This window comes from Epilithonimonas zeae (assembly GCF_023278365.1).
GTDB classification, from domain to species: domain Bacteria; phylum Bacteroidota; class Bacteroidia; order Flavobacteriales; family Weeksellaceae; genus Epilithonimonas; species Epilithonimonas zeae_A.
Genome location: NZ_CP075338.1, coordinates 2,488,405 through 2,507,078, shown reverse-complemented (window position 1 = coordinate 2,507,078; position 18,674 = coordinate 2,488,405). Strand labels below are relative to the sequence as shown.

16 protein-coding genes are annotated in these 18,674 nt (G+C 34.2%); all 16 read left to right on the top strand.

Annotation, left to right across the window (positions count from 1 at the left end; genetic code table 11):
- Nucleotides 1-75: 75 nt before the first annotated feature.
- The 16 genes from KI430_RS11245 to KI430_RS11170 all read left to right on the top strand — a co-directional run bounded on the left by KI430_RS11245 (nucleotide 76) and on the right by KI430_RS11170 (nucleotide 18,610).
- Entirely contained in the window at nucleotides 76-1,209 is a 1,134-nt protein-coding gene (locus KI430_RS11245; RefSeq protein ID WP_248874828.1) for an EpsG family protein, read from the top strand.
- A 6-nt stretch (nucleotides 1,210-1,215) separates the two neighbouring features.
- Complete coding sequence (locus KI430_RS11240; RefSeq protein WP_248874826.1) at nucleotides 1,216-2,781, top strand: EpsG family protein; 1,566 nt, start codon at nucleotides 1,216-1,218, stop codon at nucleotides 2,779-2,781.
- A 5-nt stretch (nucleotides 2,782-2,786) separates the two neighbouring features.
- On the top strand, nucleotides 2,787-3,857 hold the full coding sequence (locus tag KI430_RS11235; protein WP_248874824.1) for a formimidoylglutamase: 1,071 nt from the start codon (nucleotides 2,787-2,789) through the stop codon (nucleotides 3,855-3,857).
- Between the two features lie 82 nt (nucleotides 3,858-3,939).
- Nucleotides 3,940-4,950, top strand: a complete 1,011-nt coding sequence (locus KI430_RS11230) for a glycosyltransferase family 2 protein (protein WP_248874822.1) — start codon at nucleotides 3,940-3,942, stop codon at nucleotides 4,948-4,950.
- Nucleotides 4,951-4,972: 22 nt separating this feature from the next.
- The gene (locus KI430_RS11225) at nucleotides 4,973-6,082 is read left to right on the top strand and encodes a glycosyltransferase family 4 protein (protein WP_248874820.1); all 1,110 of its coding nucleotides are present in this window, start codon (nucleotides 4,973-4,975) and stop codon (nucleotides 6,080-6,082) included.
- Nucleotides 6,083-6,111: 29 nt separating this feature from the next.
- On the top strand, nucleotides 6,112-6,987 hold the full coding sequence (locus KI430_RS11220; RefSeq protein WP_248874818.1) for a polysaccharide biosynthesis/export family protein: 876 nt from the start codon (nucleotides 6,112-6,114) through the stop codon (nucleotides 6,985-6,987).
- Complete coding sequence (locus KI430_RS11215) at nucleotides 6,987-9,494, top strand: exopolysaccharide transport family protein (protein ID WP_248874816.1); 2,508 nt, start codon at nucleotides 6,987-6,989, stop codon at nucleotides 9,492-9,494. The genes KI430_RS11220 and KI430_RS11215 overlap by 1 nt, the downstream gene beginning before the upstream one ends.
- Nucleotides 9,495-9,671: 177 nt before the next feature.
- Nucleotides 9,672-10,463: a DUF6089 family protein gene (locus KI430_RS11210; RefSeq protein ID WP_248874814.1), complete on the top strand. Its 792-nt coding sequence runs from the start codon at nucleotides 9,672-9,674 to the stop codon at nucleotides 10,461-10,463.
- Nucleotides 10,464-10,467: 4 nt separating this feature from the next.
- A complete protein-coding gene (locus KI430_RS11205; protein WP_248874812.1) occupies nucleotides 10,468-11,214 on the top strand; it encodes an isoprenyl transferase in 747 nt (248 codons plus the stop codon).
- Between the two features lie 33 nt (nucleotides 11,215-11,247).
- Nucleotides 11,248-13,782 (top strand): outer membrane protein assembly factor BamA, encoded by a 2,535-nt coding sequence (bamA, locus tag KI430_RS11200; protein ID WP_248874810.1) that lies wholly within the window; start codon nucleotides 11,248-11,250, stop codon nucleotides 13,780-13,782.
- Complete coding sequence (locus KI430_RS11195) at nucleotides 13,746-14,438, top strand: OmpH family outer membrane protein (protein ID WP_248874808.1); 693 nt, start codon at nucleotides 13,746-13,748, stop codon at nucleotides 14,436-14,438. The genes bamA and KI430_RS11195 overlap by 37 nt, the downstream gene beginning before the upstream one ends.
- Before the next feature lie 45 nt (nucleotides 14,439-14,483).
- On the top strand, nucleotides 14,484-14,984 hold the full coding sequence (locus KI430_RS11190) for an OmpH family outer membrane protein (RefSeq protein WP_074236261.1): 501 nt from the start codon (nucleotides 14,484-14,486) through the stop codon (nucleotides 14,982-14,984).
- Nucleotides 14,985-15,055: 71 nt separating this feature from the next.
- Nucleotides 15,056-15,535 carry an acyl-CoA thioesterase gene (locus KI430_RS11185; RefSeq protein ID WP_248874806.1) on the top strand — a complete coding sequence of 160 codons (480 nt, stop codon included), beginning with the start codon at nucleotides 15,056-15,058 and terminating at the stop codon, nucleotides 15,533-15,535.
- Between the two features lie 2 nt (nucleotides 15,536-15,537).
- A complete protein-coding gene (gene rfbD / locus KI430_RS11180; protein ID WP_248874804.1) occupies nucleotides 15,538-16,407 on the top strand; it encodes a dTDP-4-dehydrorhamnose reductase in 870 nt (289 codons plus the stop codon).
- Nucleotides 16,400-17,080 carry a hypothetical protein gene (locus KI430_RS11175; RefSeq protein ID WP_248874803.1) on the top strand — a complete coding sequence of 227 codons (681 nt, stop codon included), beginning with the start codon at nucleotides 16,400-16,402 and terminating at the stop codon, nucleotides 17,078-17,080. The genes rfbD and KI430_RS11175 overlap by 8 nt, the downstream gene beginning before the upstream one ends.
- 159 nt (nucleotides 17,081-17,239) lie before the next feature.
- On the top strand, nucleotides 17,240-18,610 hold the full coding sequence (locus KI430_RS11170; protein ID WP_248874801.1) for a tetratricopeptide repeat protein: 1,371 nt from the start codon (nucleotides 17,240-17,242) through the stop codon (nucleotides 18,608-18,610).
- Nucleotides 18,611-18,674: the final 64 nt, after the last annotated feature.

Sequence of the window (18,674 nt, the reverse complement as noted above, 5' to 3'; positions counted from 1 at the left end):
CTTGTTTAATAATCTTAAAATAAGAATTATATTTGAAGATTCTAACGAGAAAAACACATAGCACAAAGGCAATTAATGGCATTTTTACACCCCATTTTCACCATTATTTTTGTTTTTTTAATCCTTTATAGTTTTGTAGAGGTTAACAGAGACGAGAATTCTAAAACTCCGAAATTTATTTTTTGGACAATTGGTGTTTATATGATTATTGCGATTGGTTACAGGCGTTATGTTGGAGCAGACTATCCGGTTTACGATTCGATGTACAGCCAATATTTTCCTACAATTGAATATGGACAATTGGTAGATAAAATGCTGTTCCGACAATCCAGAATAGATGTCGAGTGGATGTATGCGATGCTCAATAAGTGGGTATATGCAACAGGTTTTCCTTTTAAAGAATTTACATTGATAAGCGCAATTATAACGATTGGAGGAAAGCTGATGGTTTTCTACAAAGACTCCAAATATCCTGTTTTTGCTATTCTTTTATTTTTTATTCCAGGGTATTTCATTGCAGATAGCGGGCATATGAGACAAGCATTGGGCATGACGATGTGTATGCTCTCATTCACATTTATCAAAGATAGAAAAGTATGGTGGTTCCTTTTATGTATGTACGTTGCATACGGATTTCATAAATCAACCATTATCTTTTTGCCGGCTTATTGGATTGCAACAATTCCAATGAACTCCAATAAGATTTTTTATTCTATTCTTGCCTGTGTAATATTATCGCCTTTTCAAGTATATAATCTATTTTCTTCCTTTTTGGAAACACTTAATGTTCAGGACGTTTCTAATGGATATAATGGATATATCAATTACGAAGCTTCAGGATCCAGTTTCATGGATGGTCAAATCTTAGTTTTCAGCTTTTTGCTGATTACTTATGATAAAGTAGCCTGTGAGAAAATATATTATTACGAGTATATGCGAAATCTCCTGGTGATGGGTGTCTGTCTTTATTTTATAATGAGAAGTAATCCTGTCTTTTCTACAAGATTGGTGGGTTCATATTTAGCATTTGCATCGCTTGTAATTACTAACATTATTGCGGCTATGGATAATAAAAATATCAAAAAGTTGGCACACCTGTTCTTTGTAGTTTTTATGATATTTTACTATTTTGTATTTGTAAAGTATCAGGGAGATGCTGGACGATTCACACCAGATAAATATCAAAACTTCCTTTGGTTTCCTCAATAAAAATAGATGAAAAATAACATAACACTTTTAATAATATTTCTAATTCTTGGATTATTGATTTTTTTCAATATTCAGGTGGTTGTGGATTTTGCAGGAAAATATATTTACCCGTTAGATGATGCGTACATTCATCTTTCTATGGCGAAGAATTTTGCTGAATTTCAAACGTGGGGAATTACCCAATATGAGTTTTCTTCCACAACATCGTCTCCACTTTTCACATTTTTATTAGCAATTCTGATTAAAGTATTTGGAAATTGGGAATATATCCCGCTGGTTGCGAATAGTGTTGCAGGAATTGGATTAATTCTGATTTTTCATCGATATCTGAAACGGTTTTCCCAGACAACTTATATCATTGTTTTATCATCTGTAGTTTTATTAATGCCCTTGCATCTGATGATAATGACAGGGATGGAGCACGTTTTTCATACATTGGCGATGGTTTTGGTTTTACTAGGATTTCAAAAATATCTTGAAGATAAAACACCGAGAAATTTCTCAAATCTTGCTTTGTTTTCTATCATTGCCGTAGGTTTCAGATATGAGAGCTTATTTTTCATTTTCTCTATTTGCGTCTACCTTTTCTTTCTTAAGAAAGATTATGTCATAAGCATTGCTTTAGGACTCTTTGCAATCGTTCCGGTTGTGGTTTACGGATGGATCTCATTGGATCACGGTTCGTTTTTTCTGCCTAATTCTTTAATTTTAAAGGGGAATACGAACGATGGAATTGTCGGATTTTTTACCAGAGTTGCAGGGAATGCCTATCGTGGAATTTCGGTTCTGGTATTGATTTTAATATTATTAATCCAGATTTTCAGAAACGTAAAAACTCAAAAACTCAAAAACTCTCAAATTCTCCAATTTTCCAAAAATGTCATTCCGTTTGTTGTGTTTTTTGGATTTGTAATTCATCTTTTGTTCGCCAATTTCGGTTGGCTGATTAGATATGAGTCTTATCTGGCTGTCATTGTTTTATTGGCGATTACACCTTTTATTGATGAGGTTTTTCAGAAAAATGTGGCTAATAAAGTTCTAAAAATCGTAACAGTTTTTCTTTTATTAATAACATTTTATATGAGATTTGGAACAACATTCGATAAACAGAAAATTGCATCCAAAAATATTTTTGATCAGCAGATTCAACTGGCAGATTTCCTTCATCAATATTACAGAAACTCGAGAGTTGTTGCTAATGATATTGGTGCGATTACTTATTTTAATCACATTCATCTTTTGGATACTTATGGTTTGGGAAGTATTGAAGTGGCAAAACTGAGAAAAAATGACCATGCCAAATTTACAGATAACAAAGCTTTGCAAAAGTATGTTTATGATGCCGCAAAAAATCAGATGTTTGATGTGGCTTTGGTTTTTGATGAGTGGGTAAAAATGCCGGATTATTTTTCAAAAGTTGGAACTTTGACGATTCAGAATAATTATATGGCTGGCGGAACAACTGTTTCTTTTTATTCTGTGCAGAAAGAAAATACACTTAGACTTAGAAATCAACTGATTGAATTTTCCAAAAAGACACCAAAAGACGTTATTATAAAAATTGTAGATTAGAAATTATGAACTTCGAAGACTTTATTATTGCGCCAAGATCATTCCGAACCGAGAAGTGGCAAATCGGAAATAAAATAACAAACGAAATCAAAGAAAATAGTATTGTTTTGCTTTTCGTTTCAGATTATCGTGGTGCGAATGGCGATGCAGAAAGTCAGGATTTCACAGGAATCAGAAGAGAATTTTACAAATTATCACAACTAGATTTCGATATTCCGATTATTGATTTAGGCGATTTGGTTTCAGGGCGAACGCCTCAGGATTCGCATTATATTCTGCAGGAAGTTTTGTCGGCTTGTCATTACAAAGGCGCAGTCCCCATAATTATTGGCGGTAGCAATGATTTGGCTTTTTCGCTGTTTTCTGCGCTCAATTTTCATCAGAAAGATATCAATTATACTCAGATCAGCAACGTAGTTTCTTTGAAACAGGATGAGGAAATCCACGAGTCTAATTTCTTGAGCAAAATCTTAGGATCCAAAAATTTCTCTATAAAAAATTATCATCATTTGGGTTATCAGAAACATCTCAACGAAATGGATTCTGTGAAATTGATTAAGGAAGTTCAGTTCGACATCATCCGTCTGGCGGAGATGATGAATTCCACCGAGAAAACTGAGCCATATTTTCGAAAGGCAGATTTGGTTACAATTAACTGCGATGCGATTGAAACTTTTGCCGAAGCTTTTTCTATGAATCCACAAGTCAATGGACTGAATAGAAGGGAAATTTGTGCTTATATGAAAGAAATCGGATTGAGTGAAAGGTTGAAATCTGTGGGAATTTTCAATTATAATATTTATTCTGATTCTCAACTCAATCATCAGCTTTTGGCACAAATGATTTGGTATTTGATAGAAGGAATCAATATTCAAAAATCACATCCGAAAGAGAAAACTTATGAGACTTTTTATGTTTTGATTAATGATGAGCAATACGCTTTCAAGAGAGAGGTTTTCAGCAATCTTTGGTATTTTGGCGAGGATGAAAACATAGATAATTGCATTCCGTGTTCACGATCGGATTTTGATGAAGCTAAGAGAGGCTTTTTAGGTCCAAGATTTACAAGAAATTAAATTGATTTAGAATAAAGTCTCGAAATGTTGGTAGAAAATAATATTCATATATAGGGAGCAACGAAGTTGCAACATATTGGTAATGATAAATCAAGAAAATTTGTTTAAAGTTTCGATCATTGTTCCGGTTTATAACGTCGAGTTATATCTGGAAAAATGCTTGTTATCATTAGTCAATCAAACTTTGCGGGAAATCGAAATTCTTGTTGTGAATGACGGAAGTAAGGATCAGTCTCAACAGATTATTGATAAATTCCAGCAAGAATATCCGGACAGGATTTTTGGCTTTATGAAAGAAAACGGTGGATTAAGCGATGCACGAAATTTCGGAATAGATCGAGCGAAAGGACAGTATTTAGGATTTGTTGATAGTGATGATTATGTTTCCGAAATGATGTTTGAAGAGATGTACAATCTTGCTGAAAAACACAACGCCGAAATGGCAATATGTAATCTTCAAAAGGTGGATGAAAATGGAAATGTTACTCAAAAATTAACACAACTTCCAAACTTCCCGGAGAAAATTGTTCTGGAAAATAATCTTTCGGTTTTTTCGGATATTTCTTATTTTGCTTGTAATAAGCTTTTCAGAAGAGAATTATTTCAGGATAAAAGATTCAAAAAAGGAATTCATTTCGAAGATATTGAATTGATTCCGCAATTGTTGCTTCAATGTCAGGCTTTAACATTCGTGCCTGATTATCATTATCAATATTTGGAAAGGCAGGATTCTATAAGTAAAAGCCATACTACGAAAGGTTTGGATATCTTAAAAGCTGTAGAAACTGTGAGCAAGAAATTTAGTCAAAGTCAATTTTCTAATCAATTAGAAGCTTTGAAAGGATTTCAAATTTTGGAAGGTGTTTATACTTTCTTGGCTTATTTGGCTTTCGTAAAAGATGCTGGCGATTTTGATAAAATGTCACAAGAACTGGATACTTTTATCAAAACTAATGGCTTAAAAATTAAAGATATATTGCAATATAAGCGGTTTGGTAGGAATTATCTATTATCTTTGCCCCTGAAGAAAAAAATTTATTACGTCCTAAGTCTGTTGAGATTGAAGAAGCTCGTCAGGTTATTGATAAATTAATAATAAGCCATAAAAACACTGAATGAATAATAATTTCGAAACTTTTTTAGAAAGCACCGGAATATCTTTCTTTTATTTTAAGCTCTTGCTCGGCTTTGCATTCTCGTTTCTCATTACTTACGTTGCAATTCCTACAATCATAAAAATTTCCAGAAGAAAAAATCTGATGGATGAGCCTGGCGCAAGGAGTTCTCACCTGAGGAAAATCCCTAATCTTGGTGGAATTGCCATCTTTTTTTCATTAGGCGTTTGCGCTCCAATCTTCGCATACGAATTATTTGACCGTTATAAATTCTTGTTTGCCTCCTTTATTATTCTGTTTTTTGTTGGTGTAATGGACGATATTATGGTTCTGCGGGCTTATAAAAAGCTGTTGGCTCAGATATTAGTTTCAGCACTGCTTGTTATAGGTTCTGATGTCCGTATCAGAAATCTTTTCGGGGTTTTTGGGGTCTATGAGATTAATTATTATGTGAGTGTTGCCTTCAGTATATTGACATTTATTATTTTGATTAATGCTTTTAACCTGATTGATGGAATAGACGGATTGGCGGGCAGTTATACCATTGCCACAAGTGCCTTGTTTGGGATCAGTTTTTTCAGATTAGGAAGCCACAATGATCCTTTGGTTATTCTTTGCGGTATTTTGATTGCCGCTTCTCTAGGTTTTCTATTTTATAATTTGTCCAATAAAAGAAGCACCAAAATATTTATGGGTGATACAGGTTCCATGATATTGGGCTTTTTGTTGTCGTTCACCGGAATATCTTTTATTGATATTTTTATTGCGAAAAGAGATGACGTCTTTTATCACTTACAATCTGCTCCGGTAATTGCAGTGGCAATTTTGATTTTACCGATTATAGATACACTTACGGTAATCATTACTAGAATTTATCACAAAAAATCGGTATTATCTCCGGATAAAAACCATATCCATCACAAATTATTGAATCTTGGTTTAACCCACAGAAGATCTACTGCTTATATTATTGCTTACTATCTTTTTATAATTATAGCGGCCTATTTTTTAAGACATCTTAATGTAAATCAATTATTACTAATTATTGTAATATTAGGTTTTTTGGGGGCTTATCTTCCGATATTTTTGTTACGGTTCAAAAAAGATTAAATTGTTATATTTTTGCAAAAAACTATTTGATGATAAAACGTTATTTATTTAATATATTTTTATTACTAACTCTTTTAGGAGTCTGCTCTTCCTGCGTTACAAAAAAAGATGTTCGATATCTACAGCCTAGCGAAAGCCTGACGATTAATGAAGAAGGTTTGGTTCCCTATAACGTTCCAGAATACAGAGTCACGAAAGGAGATATTTTAAGCTTAAATGTTGTTACAACCCCAAAAGGTGATGCTGCACAATTTTATTCTTCACTCAATGCATCTGCTGCTGGCAGTAATAATGCACCTCAACAGGCAGGAGGCGCTACGGGCGGACAAACTGGAGGTAATAATGGTTCTGGGGGTAATGCTACTTTTTATTTTAATGGGTTGAAAGTAGATTCTAAAGGAGATGTTAATATTTTCGGAATCGGATATGTCAAGGCAGAAGGCAGAACGCTTGAAGATATGACCAAAGAAATACAGGAAAAAGTCAATGAGAATTTTTTACAAGGTAAGTCCGAAGTTAGATTAAATCTTGATGGTATCCGTTATTATCTACTGGGTGATATGGAAACAGTTGGAGTAACTGGAGAAAAAACAGCTTATGTAACTCAACTGAATATAATGCAAGCCATCGCTATGAATGGGGGACTTAACCGTACTGTTGATCGTAAAAATATAATGATCCATAGAAAATATCCTGAAGGTATAAAAACCGCAAGATTAGATCTTACAAGAGAAGACGCTATGAATTCGCCTTATTACTGGTTACAGAATGGTGATATCATCTATCTTAATACCAATGGAAAAAGTATCAATGGATTTGGAAAAGAACCGCTACAGACTTTGACAACAGGGGTATCATTGATTACTACAGTGATGTCTATTTATCTAATTATTACCAGATTATAATGATTCCTGATAAAAACGGAAAAAACTCACAAGATACAGCACAGGCTGAAAAAATGGGATCTTTCAATTTGTTTGATCCAGCTCATTTTGTACAAAGGGTTATTCGTAATTGGTATTGGTTTGTGATTCTTGGATTTATAGGTTACTGTATTTCTTATGTTTATAGTAAATATTACGCTCAGAGAGTCTATTCTTCAAGTTTGTCCTTAAGTATTTCTAATAATACAGCAAGTTACTTCACTCCCAATCAGTCTATTAACTTCATTTGGGGGCAGGGCGGAAATCAGGATGGAGTTTATCTGAAGAAAATATTATTGTCAAGAAGTCATAATGAATATTTGGTTAAAAAACTGAATTTAATTACCAATTACACTACAAAAGGATTAATAAAAACTACTTATTTGGATCAGGAAGATAGTCCTGTGTTTTTGGAAATTGATAGAAACCATCTGCAGCAGGTTAATTATCCTATTAGTTTAATACCAAAGGACAAAAATAAATATGAGGTAGTTTTACCGGAAGAGGGGCAATCTCCATACTTGTATAATTATGATACAGAAAGTATGGAAACTATATCCGCATATCCTAGACCAAAAAATAAAATTTTGGGGCTGAATGAATGGTACGAAACTCCTAACCTTAAGTTTAGATTGGTTCCGAATCCAACACCAAATAATTTAGGACTTGATAATATTATTGTCACTCTGGTTCCGGTAAATCAAGCTGTTAATGGAATCATTGGCAGTCTCTCTGTAGAATTTGACAAAGAACTTCCATCAATTATGGTGATTTCGAAGTCAGGCTATAACCTGAATAATACCGTTAGTTTTCTTAATAATTCGGTACAGGAATTAATCAAGAAAAGATTGCTGGATCAAAATATGGTGGATAAAAACACTGTAGAATATCTTAACGAAAATCTTTCTTTGATAAGAAAAAAACTGGATTCCAGTGGCGCGGTTCTCAATAATTTGAAAATTAACAACCGTCTTTTCGATATGGAAAATATCGATTCTAAGACATTGGCAAAATTGACGGATCTAGAAACTCAAAAAGCTGAATTAGCTACAAAAATCAATTCTCTCAATGATGTTAGATCTTCTGTTAATACAAATAATATTGAGAAAATCATTAGCCTGAATATTGCAGGAATTGAGGACGGAAGTTTCAATGCATCAGTTTCAGAATTAAAGCAACTCTACGCAAAACGCAGAGAGATGGCTCAAATTTATACGCCAAACTCTGAGCCGATGCGTGAAATTAATCGATTGATTAATGAAGCTAAATTTACTTCCCAAGGTGGATTGAAAAAATATTTTCAAGGTTATAACGATAGACTTGCTGATATTAATGCCCAAATCGGAAAGATAGATCAGGAACTTGTGACACTTCCAGAAAAACAGAGGATTTTCTTAGATGCTCAAAGAGGTTATAATATTATTGAAAATACTTATAATACTTTATTAACAGAACAGGCAAAATCTCAAATGCGTGTTGCGACTAATCAAAGTAATCTCAATATTATTGATAGTGCAAAAAATCTTGGGCAGGGTCCTATTGCTCCAGATGTGAAAGGCACAAAGATGCAGATTATAGGAGGTTTGCTATTGATTCCGCTTATTTTTCTTCTTCTAGCTGAATTGCTGGATAATAAAATCAGAAATCTTAAAGAACTGTTATCAGTAACCAAAATCCCATTACTTGGCGTGATTGGTCATAATAGTTATGATAACAATTTAACCGTTTTAGAAGAACCAAAATCTTCTATTTCGGAAGCATTTAGGGCTGTACGAGCTAATCTTCGGTTCTTGTTCGATGAGGAGCAAAAAAGTAAAGTTATTTTGGTGACATCTTCTATTAGTGGAGAAGGTAAAACATACGTTTCGATTAATATTGCTTCGATTCTCGGATTAAGTGGAAAAAAAGCTGTTTTGTTAGGAATGGATCTAAGAAAGCCAAAGATTTTTGGTGATTTTAAAATTAATAACAAAAACGGAATTTCCAATTATCTGACAGGTCAGGTAGAACTGGATGAAATCATCAATCATACAAGTATTCCGGGATTGGATGTTATTACTTCAGGGCCTATTCCTCCGAATCCTTCAGAATTATTAATGAGTGATAATAACATGAAGTTCATAGAAAGATTGAAAGAAATCTATGAATATGTTATTATAGATTCGCCACCTGTAGGTTTGGTTGCCGATTCTTTTGAACTGATTAAAAAAGCAGATACCACAATTTATGTTATTCGCCACGAGTATACAGAAAAACATATGTTGAAGATGATTACGGAAAAATACTTCAATAAAGAAATAACGAATCTGGGATTGGTTTATAATGATTTTGTAGTGAAGCAAGGTTATGGCTATGGTTACGGCTACGGCTATGGTTACGGCTATGGCTATGGCTATGGTTATGGCTATTTTGATGAAGATAAAAATTATAAAGAACCAACAATAATTAAAATAAGGAATAAGCTGAAAATGTTTTTTAATAAAAAATAGAAGTCTTTATCAAGGCTTTTATTTTTTTATAGACTATTTTGGGAATAAGTTCGTTTTTATAACAATAAATTATATTTTTTTGTTTTTATTTAACTAAACTTTAAGAAGTTCCTTAATCTAAAAATGTTTTATATTTGCACCAAATTTTTGAGTAATAGACGTTTCAGTATATTGAAAATGAAGAGAGAATTCACCTATGCCCTTGTTGCTATATTTTGTTTTTTGAGTTTTGCAAAAGCTCAGAGACACGAGATTGGGGTACAATTAGGAATGAGTAATCTTGTTGGAGATATTGGGAGAACAAACTATATTCTTCAAAAGCCTCTCGGAAATGTATCTGAGAACGGACTTCCATTTTATGGAGGCGTAATGTACAGAATGAATTTTAATCCCTATCAAACCGTCAGGCTTAATGTGGGATTTAGTAACATTCAGTTTGATGATAGGTATGCGAAAGAAGATTATCGGAGAATGAGGCAGTTGAGAGGAACCAATTCGGTGATATCAGCTGATTTACTTTTCGAATATAATTTTTTGCCAGTGAATGACGAGCAGATTAGCATGATAAGTCCATACGTATTTGCAGGTATTTCCGGGCTGTATATGAATGCAGCAAAAGCAGATTTAACAATCACGAATACTACTGTAGAAGCTAAATACAGACAAGAAAAAGCTTTTACAATGGGACTTCCTTTTGGTGTAGGACTTAAATATAAATTTAATTATAACTGGGCATTGTCAGGAGAATTTACGTTTCGTCCGACTTTCTCAGATCAGGTGGATTATAGTATGTTGAAGGATGGAGATGTGACAGTGAAAAGCTCTCTTGGAAAAGACGAGACAGCTGTTATTGTACAGGGTTTTATGAATCAAAGGAATGTGGGTAATCTGAATTCTAAAGATTGGGTTAATTCTGCAACATTGATTTTGTCTTACTCTTTTGGAAGACCGCCTTGTTATTGCAAATAAAATTATGCAGGACTTAAAAAAGCTAATAAATAAAGACAAATTACCGAAACACGTTGCTGTTATAATGGATGGAAACGGTAGATGGGCAAAATCCAGAGGAGAAGAAAGAACCTTTGGACACAAAAATGCTATCACTGCCGTTCGTAATGTTATTAATGCCTGTAACGAGATTCACATACCATATCTTACGCTTTATACATTCTCTTCAGAAAACTGGAATCGTCCGAAAGAAGAGGTCGATACTCTTATGAATCTTTTATCAGAAACATTATTGCTAGAAGCAGAAGAGATTTTTACTAAGGGATTGAGAATGCATGTGGTTGGAGATATTACACAACTTCCGGAACTAGTAAGAGATCAATTGCTTAATGTTATTGAACTGACTAAAAATAATAAAAAAGGAAATCTGATTCTCGCACTGAATTACGGTTCTCAAAAAGAAATCCTGAAAGCCGTACGAGAAATCAGTCAAGATGTGAAAGATGGGAATATAGATGTTGAAGATATCGATGAAAAAATGTTCGAAAGTCATCTTTATACCAAAGATTTTCCAGCGGTTGATTTGATGATAAGAACAAGTGGCGAAGTCCGTATTAGCAACTTTCTGCTTTGGCAGATTGCTTATGCTGAACTTCAGTTTTTAGACGTACTTTGGCCGGACTTTACAAAGGACACTTTTTTTCAGTGCATATTAGATTATCAAAATAAAGAAAGAAGATACGGGATGACCAGCGATCAGATTTCTTCATAAAATATATTAGAAAAGAGAACAACTTCAATAAGAATGAAATTAAGATTTATACCCATTATTTTGTTGACAGCTTCAGTGTATTTTCACGCTCAGGTTGTTCCACAGGGTAACAATGCAGAAAGCACAGAACTTGCAGGAAACCAAAACCAAGAGTATGTTCTGAAAGATATCGTTGTAGACGGTGTCAAAAGATACACACCAGCTCAGATTTTGCGTTTTACAGGTCTTGTGAAAGGAGAGAAGTTAGAAATTCCGGGGCAGAGAGTCAGCAATGCTGTCAAGAAACTTTGGGAAACCCAATCTTTTTCTAAGGTTGAGGTCTATATTCAGGATGTTGAAGGGCAAAACGTTGTCCTGCAATTCTCGTTACAAGACCTTAAGGAATTAGGCGAAGTCAAATTCACGGGTAAAGGGATTGGAAAATCCAAGAATGAAAAACTGATCAAGGATAACAACTTGAAGCCGGGAACTAAGATTAATAACAATTTGGTTTCTAGTTTACAAAATAAAATTCCTCAGGAATATGTTGCCAAAGGATTTGCTGATGCAAAAATCAATATTCAGGAAAAAGCAAATGGTACAGATGCTAATCTTGTAGATTGGACTATTGAAGTTGCCAAAGGTAAAAAAGTCAAAATCGACAAAATCGAGTTTGAAGGTAATGAAAATGTGTCTGATAGAAAACTTAGAAAAAAAGGTTTCAAAGACACCAAACAGAAAAGATTTTTGTTAGGTATTCTTAAACCTTCCAAATTTATCCAGGATAAATATGATGAGGATAAGAAAAATTTGATAAGCTACTATAACTCTTTAGGTTTTAGAGATGCTACGATTGTTTCGGATTCTGTTACCAGAAACGAAAAAGGTTATAACATCAATGTAAAGCTTAATGAAGGTAAAAAATACTATATAGGTGATATCAACTTCATCGGAAATACCACTTTTACAACAGAGTTTTTACAGAAAATTTTAGGCTACAAAACCGGAGATATCTATGATGCAGTAGGATTCAACAAAAAAGTTGGAGAAGATGGCGGAAAAGAAGATGATTCTGATTTGAAGTCCATTTATATGAATAATGGTTTCTTGTTCTCCAATGTTACACCGATTGAAAAATCAATCAAAGGTGATTCTATCAATTTGGAAATCAGAATTAATGAAGGGGAAAAAGCAACTTGGAATCGTGTAACCTGGTCTGGAAATACTACAACACACGATCACGTGATTTTGAGAGCGCTTAGAACTAAACCTGGAACATTGTTCGCAAAATCGGATATCAAGAGAACTTATTTCGAATTGGCTGGTATGCAGTTTTTCGATCCTCAACAAATCGGAACAGATGTAAAACCAAATCCACAGGATAACACGGTTAATATGCACTGGACGCTTGTAGAGAAAGGATCTTCTCAGGTACAGTTGCAAGCCGGTTACGGTGGAGGTTCTTTCATCGGAACATTAGGATTAACATTCAATAACTTCTCTTTGAGAAACTTTTTGAAGTTCAAAGATTTCAAACCGGTTCCACAAGGTGACGGACAAACTTTATCGCTTCAGGCTCAAGCAGGACAATATTTTACCAATTATGGAGTTTCATTTACAGAACCTTGGGTATTTGGAACAAGACCTACGGCTTTGAGTATTGGATTGAATTATTCTAGAGTTAATTATTCATATTCTACTGGAGATCAAAAAATGAATATTTTCTCTGCAACTGCTGGTCTTTCGAGATCATTGAAATGGCCGGATGATTATTTCTCTCTTTATACTGGGATACAGTATCAAAGTTATGACTTCAGCAATTATCCATTCTATTTTGGTGATGCATTGGAGTATAATGGTAGTACAAAATCATTCAGTTTCAATATTGGTTTGAGTAGAAACTCAGCTGGTTTGGATCCTGTTTTTCCAACTTATGGTTCTAATATAGAAGCGTCTTTGAAATTTACGCCACCATATTCTTGGTTCAGTAACAAAGATTATTCTACAATGAGTACTTTGGACAAATATAAGTGGATGGAATTCTATAAAGTGAAGTTAAAAGCTGATTTCTACAACGAAGTTATCGGGAAATTGGTTCTTAGAACAACTGGAGAGATGGGATTCCTTAATGGATATAGCAAAGAATTAGGTCCACCACCTTTTGAAAGATATTATGTCGGAGGTGTTGGTTTGTTCAATGGTAGATTTGATGGTAGAGAGCTGGTACCGTTGAGAGGTTATGAGAATGCTTCTTCTACAGGATTTAGTTCTTCATCAACTTACGATATCACACCTTATGGAGGAGCAACAATTTATAACAGATTTGCAGCAGAGTTAAGATATCCGATATCAATGAACCAAACAGCGAAGATTTTCGTTTTGACGTTTGCAGAAGCAGGAAATGCCTGGAACAGCTTCGGAACTTACAATCCTTTCAAATTGAAAAGATCTGCAGGTTTAGGTATCAGAGTATCGATGTCAGCATTCGGATTGATTGGATTTGATTTCGCTTATGGATTTGATAAAACATTAGGTAGCTCAGAACCATCAGGATGGCAACAACACTTCTTGATGAACCAACCATTATAAAAAATAAATACTATTTTTATAGGATGAAAAAATTAGCATTAATTGTAACAATTCTTTTTACTACTACACAAATCTATGCACAAAAGATAGGTGTTGTAGATACGAACTATGTGTTGAGCAAATTGCCTCAGTATAAAGAAGCTGAAAACAGACTCAATACCCAAGTCGAACAGTGGCGTTCTGATTTGCAACAATTACAGGCAGAATACGAAAGAAAAAAAGAAGCTTTCGAAAATGAAAAAGTTTTGCTTGTTGGTGATCAGTTGAAGCTAAGAGAAAAAGAAATCGTAGATTTGGAGGCAAGTGTACGTAATACTATTGGTGCGAGATTTGGAACCAACGGAGAAGTTAATCAGTTGCGTTCTAATTTGACGAAACCTTATCAAGATCAGATTTGGAATGCTATCAAAACTGTTTCTACAAAGAATAATTTGGGAATAGTTCTTGATAAAAGCAATAACATTAGTGTTATATTTTTAGATAAAAAGTATGACTACACAGATGCTGTTTTAGCTTTGTTGGGAAAGAATACACCTAAAGTTGAGGAAACGAAAGGTAACAATATATCAAGTCCTAGCAGTAAAAATGAAAGAGGAGGAAAGACCAATCTAAAATCAAAGGTCAATGCCTTAAAGAAAAAAGTGATGTCTGAATGATCATCAAATTAAAATTAATATAAATTATAAACATAACTTTTTAAAATGAACAAATTAAGTGTATTATTAGTAGCAGTTGTAATGGTTTTTGCAACAGGATTTGCAAACGCTCAGAAAATTGCTTCTGTAGATATCAACGCAATTTTCACGGCTATGCCAGAAATGAAAGCTCTTGATCAGCAATTGCAAAATTTGCAGACTGCAAAACAAGGTGAATTAGAAAAGCAAGGAAAGTCTCTTCAGGACTTGATGAAAAAATATCAGGATGAGGCTCCTAAGCAAACAGCAGCTATCAATGAGCAAAGAAGCCAGGAAGTTCAAAAACTTCAGGAAAACCTTCAGCAGATGTATTCTGCAGCTCAAAAAGATATCGCGGAAAAAAGAGATGCAGGTCTAGCACCACTTGAGAAAAAAATCAATGATGCTATCTCTAAAGTAGCTAAAGCAGCAGGTTATGAGTATGTGTTTGATGCTTCTACACCGGCTTTAGTTTACAAGGCAGGAACAGATGCTACACCAGCAGTTAGAAAAGAATTAGGTCTTTAATCAACTAAGACAATTAATATCTAAAACCGTCTCGTTTCTTGTAACGAGACGGTTTTTTAGGAATAGTAATTATGGAAAAAGAATTTTCATCAACCTTTAAAATCCGTTTTGCAGATTGTGATCCAATTGGACATCTCAATAATGTCAAATATCTGGAGTATATGCTCAACGCAAGAGAAGATCACGTAGAACAAAACTATGGTTTTACTTACGAGCAATATACTAGAGAAACGGGCTGTACTTGGGTTACGATTCAAAATGAGATTGCTTATCTGAAGGAAGTAAGATACAATTCTACAGTTGAGATTACCAGTAAAACAATTGCGGTGAATAATATGACATTAGTTGTAGAATTATTGATGAAGGATCAGAATGGTATAGTTCATGCGGTTTTTTGGTTAACAGTGATTTACTTCAATATGAAAACCAGAAAAGCTGAGATGATGTCGGATGAAAGCTTAGAAAAATTCTCTAAGTTTTTAGTTGAAATCGATCATAAAACATTCAAGGAAAGAGTCGGTTATTTGAGACTTCAAAATAAAACAAAATAGTTATGAAAAGAATACTTGTTATAGGAGGTAACGGTCAGTTGGGACATTGTCTGCAAAAGTTAGCGCCAAAATACCACGATCAGTACGATTTCAACTTTACGGGATCATCCGTTGTAGATATCACGAATTTTGAACAAGTAGAGACTGTTTTTGCAGAATATCAGCCAGATTTTGTGATTAATGCTTCGGCTTATACAGCTGTAGATTTGGCGGAGACAGAAACTGAAAAAGCTTTTGCAATTAATGCAGAAGGTGTTGGGAATTTGGCCCAGGTTTGCAAGGATAACAATGCAATCTTGATTCACGTTTCAACAGATTACGTTTTTGGTGGCGAAACTAATTTAAGTTATTCAGAAGATGATTTTACAGATCCAATCGGTGCTTATGGTGCTTCAAAAAGAAAAGGCGAAGAATTAGCTTTGGAAAATAATCCGGAGACAGTGATTCTTAGAACATCTTGGTTGTATTCGGAATTCAATAAGAACTTTGTGAAAACGATGCTTCACTTATTTGAGATCAAAGATGAGTTGGGCATTGTAGGCGATCAATTCGGTCAGCCTACCAATGCGAATGACCTTGCTGAAGCAATTTTAGAAATCATAGATGCTAAAAATAAAACCTTCGGAATTTATCATTTCTCAAATTATCCGGAAACCACTTGGTTTGATTTTGCCAATAAAATAAAAGAATTTTCGGGCTCTGACGTTATATTAAAATCAATCACAACAGAAGAGTTCCCAACGCCGGCAAAACGTCCGAAGAGAAGTACAATGTCTTTGGACAAAATCGAAAAAGATTATCAAATCGAACCAAAACATTGGGAAAATAGCCTACGAGATTGTGTTGAAATCTTAAAATTAACGAATGCGTAAATTATTATTTTTAATTTCAGTTTTTTGTTTTCAGTTCTTTTATCTTCAGACGGTTATTCTCAACAAAGTCGATAAAACGAATGATAACAAAGACAAATTTTTCTATAAAATATCGGATGTTTCTAAATCAGAATTTTTAGGAGAAATATTAGTGAATGGATTTTCCAATGATGATGTAAAAATATTTGGAGAAATTTATAAAAAAGCCAAGCAAGTGGGAGCTAATACATTTTCTCTGAAATCCATTGAGAGCGTGGATGGAACAACACAAAAATTTGATCCTGCTTATTATATTCTGAATTTGTATTACACCAAAGCTGATGAAATCGCAGATGAGCAAAACGTCGCTTTCTTAATTTCTTCCGCAGAAAAAACTCAGAAAATCAATATCGATAACAAAGCCATCGAAGTGCAACCAAGAAACTATATCAAACTGAATCTCGTAGATAATGAAGTAATGACAGTTTCGACTCGAAAATTATTGGGATCAACGGTAAAATTGGCAGGAAAAGCGGGGCAACAATCTTTATATTTTTCTTTATCTAATTTCAAAATTCGTAGTAACGATAGTATCTACGGCGGAGTGAACCTAAAATCTGGAGATATTACAGGATTGGAAAAGTCCTTTGGTATGTTTTTGACTACCATCTATACAGAACAGAAAAAGGATTAATGTTAATAAATTATCATACTCAGATAGTTTATTTTCAAAATTAAATTGAGTAACTTTATAAAAGAAGATTTAAGACCGGGCAATTGTAATTCATTTACAGATCTCACATTGCAAAACAATCTGAGCGGAGCTGAATCTCAAATCTAAACCACACATATATTGGAAGAATTTTTTGAAAACGAACTTGCTAAAAAGTTCGAAGAAATGATAGAGAATAATGATGAATTCTATTTCGATACCGAAGAATATATAGAAATTATCATCTATTATCTGGAGCTCGGAGATTACAGCTATGCAGAAATGGCCGTGAATCACGCTCTGAAAATACACCCTAATTCTTTGGAAATCAAAACTAAGCAATTAGAAGTTTTCTTGGAGTTAGAGCGCTATGCGAAAGCAAAAGAACTGATTGATGAATTGCATCAGTCGTCTTTGGAAGACACAGACTTTTTGGTTTGTTGTGCTAAATATTATTCCAACCTTGGAAACCCAAAAAAATCAATAGAATATTGTCAGAAAGCTTTGGAACTGGAGGAAGAAGAAAACTTTCTTCACAATTTCATTGCCGATGAATATGTCAATCTTGATGATCCCTTCAATGCGCTGAAACATTATACTTCAGCTTTGGAGCACGATCCTTATGACGATTATTCTTTGGAAAATGTAATGGTTTGTTATAATAAACTGAACCGTCCACAAGAAGCCATAGACTTCCTGAATCAATATCTAGATAAATTTCCATTCTCGGAAACCGCTTGGTATGAGTACGGACAGTTTTTCTTCAACAAAAAGAATTACGAAGAAGCCATCAAAGGATTCGATTATATTTTAGCCATCAACTCAAGTGCGGTTGGCGTTTATGCAAACAAGGCATCTTGCTATGAGGCAATGGGCGAGTGGGACAAAGCGATTGAGGTTTATGAAGAAATGCTGGAATTAGAATATACAAAAGCATTCACCTTCTATAAAATTGGATTGTGCTACAAAGAAGCTAAGAAATTGGTTCCTGCGCTCACGTCTTTCCAAAAATCCCTGAGAGAAGATCCTCAGTTTTATTTGGCGATGATGGAGCAATCCAACATTTATGAAGAGATGGGGAATACCAAAGAAGCGCTTTACTTTGCTCAGGAAGCGGTTGCTCTCAACGTTGGGAATCTGGAATATCAGAAACGTTTAGCTTTTCTTTACATCACTTGCGGTGAGTATGAGGAAAGTTTGACTTGCCTGAAAAAGCTGGTTGATACAGAACCGAGCAGATTTTACAATTGGTATGCTTATTCAGAAGTTTTGATGTTGATAGGAGAGTACGAGGAAGCGATTACAATTTTGGAAAAAGCTTTACAAACGCATCAGCGTGCCGAATTATATTATCAGTTGAGTAATTGCTACTTCAACCTGAAAAATGATTCAGAAGGTATTGCTAAGCTGGAAAAAGCCTTAAAACTGGATCCATCGCTCAGCAAAGATATGCAGCAGAAATATCCGTTCATCAAAGAACAGGTCAAAAAAATAAAGACCAAAAAGAAATAAAAGAAAAGCTCAGAATTATCTGAGCTTTTTATTTTTAAGGAGCCGGGAACCTGCTTTCCACTAT